The organism is Microcystis sp. M079S1, from assembly GCF_020246425.1.
GTDB lineage: Bacteria > Cyanobacteriota > Cyanobacteriia > Cyanobacteriales > Microcystaceae > Microcystis > Microcystis aeruginosa.
In genome coordinates, this window is sequence record NZ_JADBSZ010000127.1 from 1 (window position 1) to 6,553 (window position 6,553).

Here is a 6,553-nt window from a genome sequence, read left to right on the forward strand (position 1 = left end):
AAACTCTTATAGAGAAAGACATTTGGCGATTTTTGTTAATTGGTTTCGATCTAGAGCGAACTAATCAATTAAATCTCTTGCCAGATAAGGATTTAGTCCATTTATGCCACCCTATCGAACCATACTAAGTAACGAAGAACCACTATTTATTTTTTTAATTAACTGGGAATTCTGTTAATGAATAGATTCAGGAATTTTTAAAAGTGTATGTATTAAAAATCGCTTTGTTTGTTTTTATACTGAATAAGCTCACTCAAGAATAATCGGATTATTGGTATTTTATTAATACAATATGTATTAATTTTATAGTTTTATAGTGTACTTAAGCGACATAGCGAATAATCTCTACTTCCGCACCTTTGTTAACCGCATCTTCGGCCTTCTGTAAAACCTCCGCAGTGACCGACTCGCTTAGATAATACTCCCCGCAATTCTGACAGATATCCGCAGGGACTTGTTTTAAAATCACGATACAATTATCCCTCTCTAAAGTAACGGTAACAAAACTCGATCGAGTCGTGCCGTGTTTACAGATAACACATTCCATAACTCTTATCTTCCCTTACTATGTTTGCGGGGTGAGTATTACCCACCCCATCCACAATTAATTACTAAACTCGTATTCTATCTCTTGAATCTTCTCCTTTACCCAACCGTTAAACAAATCGACACCGATTTTCAGAGCCAACTCCTCGGTTAATTTTGGCTTAAGGATTTCCTCGACGAAAATCAGGTGAAAAGCTCGATCGCCTTGCAGCGGTTTCAACAATCGAGAAGAATCCGATGCGAAAATTGCGGCCGAAAGATTCGGTCGTAAATCCTTACGGTAAACAGTACCGCGATAACCTCCCTTGCGTCGTAATTCCACATCCTCGATATAGCGATGCGCTACTTCCTGAAAGCTGATTTCCTCCTCCTGAATCGATTCATACAACTCCTCTGCCATCGCCTGATCTGCTAACACCACCTCGTAGATCACCGCGCCGGTATAATCTAGCTGGTGTTCCACAAAATAGGATTCAATTTTGTCTGCGAAAAGATGTTCGGCTAATTTACCCGATAGTAAATTGAATTGAACGATCTCCTCGAAATCATCTAGGGATAAGCCCTGTTTTTGCAACCAATTCCATGTATCTTTGGCGTTATGTAATCCTTTGGCGAGACGGAATTGATCGGCCGCCTGTTGTAACTCGTCAGTTGTGTTTTTAATCCCCGCTTCCGTGGCAGTTTCGGTGATGATTTTCCGAGCGATAATTCCCTCGGCCATTTCGGGGACTTTCCCCGATAGCTTAAGCTGTTGGATAAGGTCTTGATTGGTGATGGTGATACTATGGGACATAATGACTCCTTAAACAGTTATGCGAAATTAATTTCCTAGTTGAGATAGGCAAGAGGGTTAGCGAGGAGTGTAAGTAATTTGGCTTCGATACCTAAAAAAACTAGAGTTTTAACCCATCTTTTTGCAGATCCTTAAAGGGATCGAGGATGTAATCGATCACCCGACGCTGACGGACGATCGCTTCTGCGGTAGCCGTATCCCCCGGATTGAGGGGAATACATTGATTTCCCTTTTGAATACAGGAGCGATCGAGTTGAATTTCTAGCTCGAAAACGTTGATTTTTCCGTTGGGCGTTTCCTTTTCGATCGCCGTCGGTGATTTCTTGGTGATCTTGCCGCCGATAATGCCGTAATCCTGAAAAGGATAGGCATCGAACTTGACTTTTATCGGCATACCGGCGCGGAGAAATTGACTTTGATCCGTGGGCATTTCTGCCTTGAGAATAAACCGCGATCCTTTCGGTGCTATCTCCGCAACCCGCGTTCCCGACTGCACCACCGCACCCGCGCGTTTAATCGGTAATGAAAAGATTGTGCCGTCGGTATTCGCCTTTAAAACCCTCTGACTTAGTTGGATTTGGAGCGCTTGCCGTTGGCTCTCGCTTTGGGCGATTTCCGATGCCAGTGTTGCGATCTCCGTGTCTAGATTGTTAATCTGCTCCTGTACCCTTAAGAGTGCCAACTCGTTGGAATGGCGGAGACTTTGATAACCCCGCTGCCGCTCCTGTAATTGCAGACGCGCTTGGGCGATATCCGCGCTCGTTTGTTGACTCGTCTGACGGTAGGCACTTTTTAATTCCGCTAGTTTATGTTGATTTTCTTTGACCTCCGCTTTTCCCCGCTCGTAGAGTTGTTGGCGCTCCTTGGCATTGTCCTCGCGCTCGATGAATTGCACCTCCGATATCGCGCCATCCTCCCACGCTTTTCGGTAGCGATCGACTTCTTTTAAAGCCGTTTCATAACGACTTTTGAGAATCGGATAATCGGTCTGACTTTGTGCGAGGGCGGTTTTCGCTTGATTGACTCGCGCTTGTTGTTCTTCTAGGGATATTTTGGCCTTCTTGATTAATGCGTCCACATTCTCCCGCGCTTGTTCGATCGAGGCTTCTTTTTCCGCGGCTGCCGCGCGATTTTGTTGGCTTTGGGTGGTTAAAGAAATCTCTAACTGACTTTTGACAAGTTTCTGTTGGGAAAGACGGCTTTTTTGTCCTTCTATTTTCTCCTCGATTTGTTGTATTTCCTTGCCGATTAATGAGGAATCTAGGGTTAAAATCGGTTGTCCTGCTTTCACCTCTTGGCCTTCACGGACATAGATTTTTTCCACTTCTCCTGCGGTGATTGCGTCGAGTTTGACTGTTTCCCCTTGGGGTTCCAGTTTTCCTGGACCAACACCCGTTTCATCGACTTTTGAGAATATCGCCCAGGGGAGAATGATCGAGACGAAAATAATCAGAAAATAGAGTAAACCACGCGTCCAGGGTAGGGGTAAAGTATCGATCAATTCTTTGGTCTGGAAAGACCAGTTATCGCGCTCTCTGTCTAGATTGGTTGTCATAGTTATTCACTCAATTGATTAGAGTTCAAATTACGGTAAATACCGGGACGGGCCATTAATTCTTCGTGGGTTCCACTATCGACTAATACCCCTCGATCGAGAACGAGAATACAATCCGCGTTCCGCACCGTAGAGAGGCGATGGGCGATAATCACCATCGTGCGATTCTGCCGAATTTTTTGGAGATTTGTTTGAATAATCCGTTCCGATTCGGTATCGAGGTGGGAAGTGGCTTCATCGAGGATTAATAACCGCGGTTCTCCCATCAACGATCGAGCGATGGCGATCCGTTGTCTCTGTCCCCCAGAAAGTAGCCCTCCACCCTCGCCGATTTGGGTTTCGTACCCCATGGGCAGTGATTGAATAAAGTCATGAATTCCCGCTAATTTCGCCGCTTCGATCACATTTTCTAGGGGGCGATCGGGATGTCCTAAACTGATATTTTCCCGAATCGTGGAACCGAAGAGAAAGGTATCCTGATCGACGACTCCCACCTGTTGCCGGAGGGAACTGAGGGCGATCGTACTCAGATCGTAACCGTCGATCGATATCTTCCCATCGGTGGGGGGATAGAGGCCGATCAGCAATTTCGAGATCGTGGTTTTTCCCGAACCGCTCCGACCGACGAGGGCAACGGTTTGACCGGGTAAAATCTCAAAACTGAGGTTTTCTAAAACATTGCGATCGCTGTCGTTGTGGTAGCGAAAGGTGACATTTTCAAAGCGAATATGTCCCTGTAATTCCGGGAGAAACTGACGGGAAAGTTCCTCTAAATTCTCCTCCGGCTTTGCGTCTAGTACATCGTTAATCCGCTCGACGGCGATATTGACTTCTTGAAATTGCGTCCAGAGAACGGTTAAGCGTTGAAAAGGCGCGATGATCTGGGCAAAAAGCATATTAAAGGCGATCAGTTGTCCGATCGATAATTGATTTTGAATCACTAGATAGGCACCGAAACAGAGTAACCCCGTCGTCGCTAAAGATTCGATCAGATTACTGAATATCTGGAGATTATTGCCGATGATCTGCCCGGAGAAATTTTTCTTGACCTCCACCGAGAAAAGGTCTTCCCAGTGCCAACGGGTCGAGCGCTCTGTGGCGGTAGATTTGACGGTACGAATACCGGTTAAAATCTCGATCAGGTAACTGCTTTCTTTAGCGATCGCCTGAAAGATATCCCGGGATATTCGCTGGAGAAAAGGGGTAGAAATTAACGCCAGCAGAAAGAACGGTGGCACGATCGCTAAACTGATGAGGGCTAATTGCCAGCTATAGCGGAACATCACCGCCACATACACGAAAACCGTTAATAAGTCAAGTAAAATCGAGAGAGCTTCCCCAGAGAGAAAACGCTGAATCTTGCGATTTTCCCCGACGCGGGAAATAATATCGCCCACATAGCGGGACTCGAAATAACCGAGGGGAAGGCTGAGGGTATGGCGGATAAAACCGGTGATTAATGCCGTATCGATGCGATTAGCGGTGTGATCGAGGAGATAGGCGCGTAAACCAGTAATTGCCACCCGAAAAACCCCGAAAATTAGCGCACCGATCCCCATCGCCCAAAGGGTGGTTAACGACCCCTGGACGATTACTCGATCGAGGATTAACTGGGTGAAAATCGGCGTAATTAAGCCGAATATCTGGATAAAAAGCGAGGCGACGAAAATTTCCAGCAGTACGAACCAATGGGGTTCCAGTAAGCGATAAAACTGCCAGAGAGAGGTTTTATCCTCTTTCGTGTCCCGAAATTTCTGGTTCGGTTGGAGCAGCAGGGTGAATCCCGTCCATTTACTGGTGAATTCGGCACGACTTAGGGTTAATTGCCCGATCGCCGGATCGCCAATAATCACCTGTTTGGGGGTAATTTTCCAGATCACAACGAAGTGTTTGCCTTCCCAGTGAGCGATCGCCGGTAGGGGCTGTTTCCCTAATCCCTCTAGAGTCGCTTTTACCGGACGGGTGGAGAGGCCGATATTTTCCGCCGCGGTGATCAGTCCCTTCAGGGATGCCCCGTCGCGGTTGACGTTGGCCATTTCCCGCAAACGGTTGACGCTGATTCTTTTGCCGTGATAACGGGCGATCATGACTAAACCGGCCGCCCCGCAATCGGAGGCGGACTGTTGCTCGAAGAAGGGATAACGGCGGAGGGATTGCCCGATCCAGTGACCTAACCGCTGCGCCGGAGAGGGGAAATAGGCTCGATCGCTTTTTTTGTCCGTTTCTTCTGTCTTCGTCCCAAGAAGTTGCTCAATTTCCCGCGCCCGTTGTAGTAATGTTTTTTTCAGGGCGGGGTGTTTTTTCAGGATCGGCCTCAGGGCGGACTCGGGGATAAGAAGTAGTTCCGCCTTCGCCGAGACTCGAACCGAGTAGGGAAGAAAACCCGATCGGGGAAAGAGGGAGAATTCCCCGAAAAATTCGCCGGTTTTGAGCGCAATCATCTCTTTTTGCTGCGAGTTCGCTATCCGAACTTTGCCGCCAACGACTAGGTATAACCCCGACTGTACGGGCAGTGTACCTGCTTCGGGAGAGAGGGCGATCGCCGTTTTCTGGAGACTCCGCCACTGGGTTTCGGACAGGAATTCCGGCCACGGATTAACGAGGCTGTGAGTATCGAGCATAGTTGTTTTAAGCTTTGGCTGAAGGAGAAAGATCGACGATGCGGAGCGGCTGTAGCTGTTTGCGGAGGCGATTGATGTGGGTGGGGGTGAGTGCAACCCCGAATTCTTTCTCTAGATGCCGCGCTAACCAAACTCCCGACCATCGCTTAAAGGAATAGCCGAAATCCCGGGGGGATTTACTAATCAGTTCCTTCAGGCGATCGAGGTAGGGTTGATCAACTTTTGAAGGGCGACCGCGGCGGTATTTCTGCCAGCGATCGATCTTGCCACTCTCGGCGATCAGTATCCATTTACTAGCGGTGGCGGCAGTACAATCGAGAAGCTTACGGATCTCGTTCTGGGATTTGCCCTCGTCAGCGAAAAGAATGATTTGAATCCGTTTGCGATCAACATCAGAGATATTCGGTTCTGTTGAGATTTCGAGAAGTTGCTGACGTTGGGATGAGGATAGATATTTACCGGTGCTTGATGACATTGACATAGCCTTTGCAACTATAAGTAAAAGCAGACAGCAGCAGGTCGGAGCGTTGAGGCAAGAAAGTTGTACTAAGTTGTACAATGGGCTGAATTCGCTGGGCGACGATCTCTTTCGCTGTCCTTAAATTATTATTTCAGCTGCGAAAGTGAACATTATGCAGCACAATTATTTGTAGGATGGGTTAGCGGTAGCGTAACCCATGCGGGCGTTGGGTTTCATGATTCAACCCAACCTACGTTCATCTTATATTTAATTCCACCCACCTACTTACTAGGTTGTACAATGGGCTGACTTCCCCGGGTGACGATCTCTTTCGCTGTCCTTAAATTATTATTTCGGCTGCAAAAGTGAACATTACGGAGTCTATTAAATTCTTTTTCTCTCGCCCGCTCAAACCTCTCTAACACCTAACCCCCATCACCCCTAGGGCTGTTTCATTTAAATTAAGTATAGCTGATTTTGAGTCAATAAATTTGACCGAAGATTCTCAAGTTTATCTTGTTCTAACCAAAAGAGTTAGTCACAATAACTAATCTTTAATCCTCTGCCAAATTTATTAT

At 47.0% G+C, this 6,553-nt stretch carries 5 protein-coding genes; all 5 read right to left on the reverse strand.

Annotated features, from left to right (window positions below; translation table 11 throughout):
- Window positions 1-322: 322 nt before the first annotated feature.
- Window positions 323-547: a type II toxin-antitoxin system MqsA family antitoxin gene (locus IM456_RS08350; RefSeq protein WP_045358585.1), complete on the reverse strand. Its 225-nt coding sequence runs from the start codon at window positions 545-547 to the stop codon at window positions 323-325.
- A 57-nt stretch (window positions 548-604) separates the two neighbouring features.
- Window positions 605-1,339 (reverse strand): foldase protein PrsA, encoded by a 735-nt coding sequence (locus IM456_RS08355; RefSeq protein ID WP_287694057.1) that lies wholly within the window; start codon window positions 1,337-1,339, stop codon window positions 605-607.
- Window positions 1,340-1,439: 100 nt separating this feature from the next.
- Window positions 1,440-2,894, reverse strand: a complete 1,455-nt coding sequence (locus IM456_RS08360; RefSeq protein WP_002791278.1) for a beta-barrel domain-containing protein — start codon at window positions 2,892-2,894, stop codon at window positions 1,440-1,442.
- A gap of 2 nt (window positions 2,895-2,896) precedes the next feature.
- Window positions 2,897-5,515, reverse strand: a complete 2,619-nt coding sequence (locus IM456_RS08365) for an ABC transporter transmembrane domain-containing protein (protein WP_287694060.1) — start codon at window positions 5,513-5,515, stop codon at window positions 2,897-2,899.
- 7 nt (window positions 5,516-5,522) lie between these two features.
- Window positions 5,523-5,990 (reverse strand): helix-turn-helix domain-containing protein, encoded by a 468-nt coding sequence (locus tag IM456_RS08370; protein WP_287694062.1) that lies wholly within the window; start codon window positions 5,988-5,990, stop codon window positions 5,523-5,525.
- Window positions 5,991-6,553 lie beyond the last annotated feature (563 nt).

Coding starts and splice junctions, on each gene's coding strand:
- IM456_RS08355 (WP_287694057.1), bottom strand. CDS start 1,339: ATGTCCCATAGTATCACCATCACCAATCAAGACCTTATCCAACAGCTT.
- IM456_RS08350 (WP_045358585.1), bottom strand. CDS start 547: ATGGAATGTGTTATCTGTAAACACGGCACGACTCGATCGAGTTTTGTT.
- IM456_RS08365 (WP_287694060.1), bottom strand. CDS start 5,515: ATGCTCGATACTCACAGCCTCGTTAATCCGTGGCCGGAATTCCTGTCC.
- IM456_RS08360 (WP_002791278.1), bottom strand. CDS start 2,894: ATGACAACCAATCTAGACAGAGAGCGCGATAACTGGTCTTTCCAGACC.
- IM456_RS08370 (WP_287694062.1), bottom strand. CDS start 5,990: ATGTCATCAAGCACCGGTAAATATCTATCCTCATCCCAACGTCAGCAA.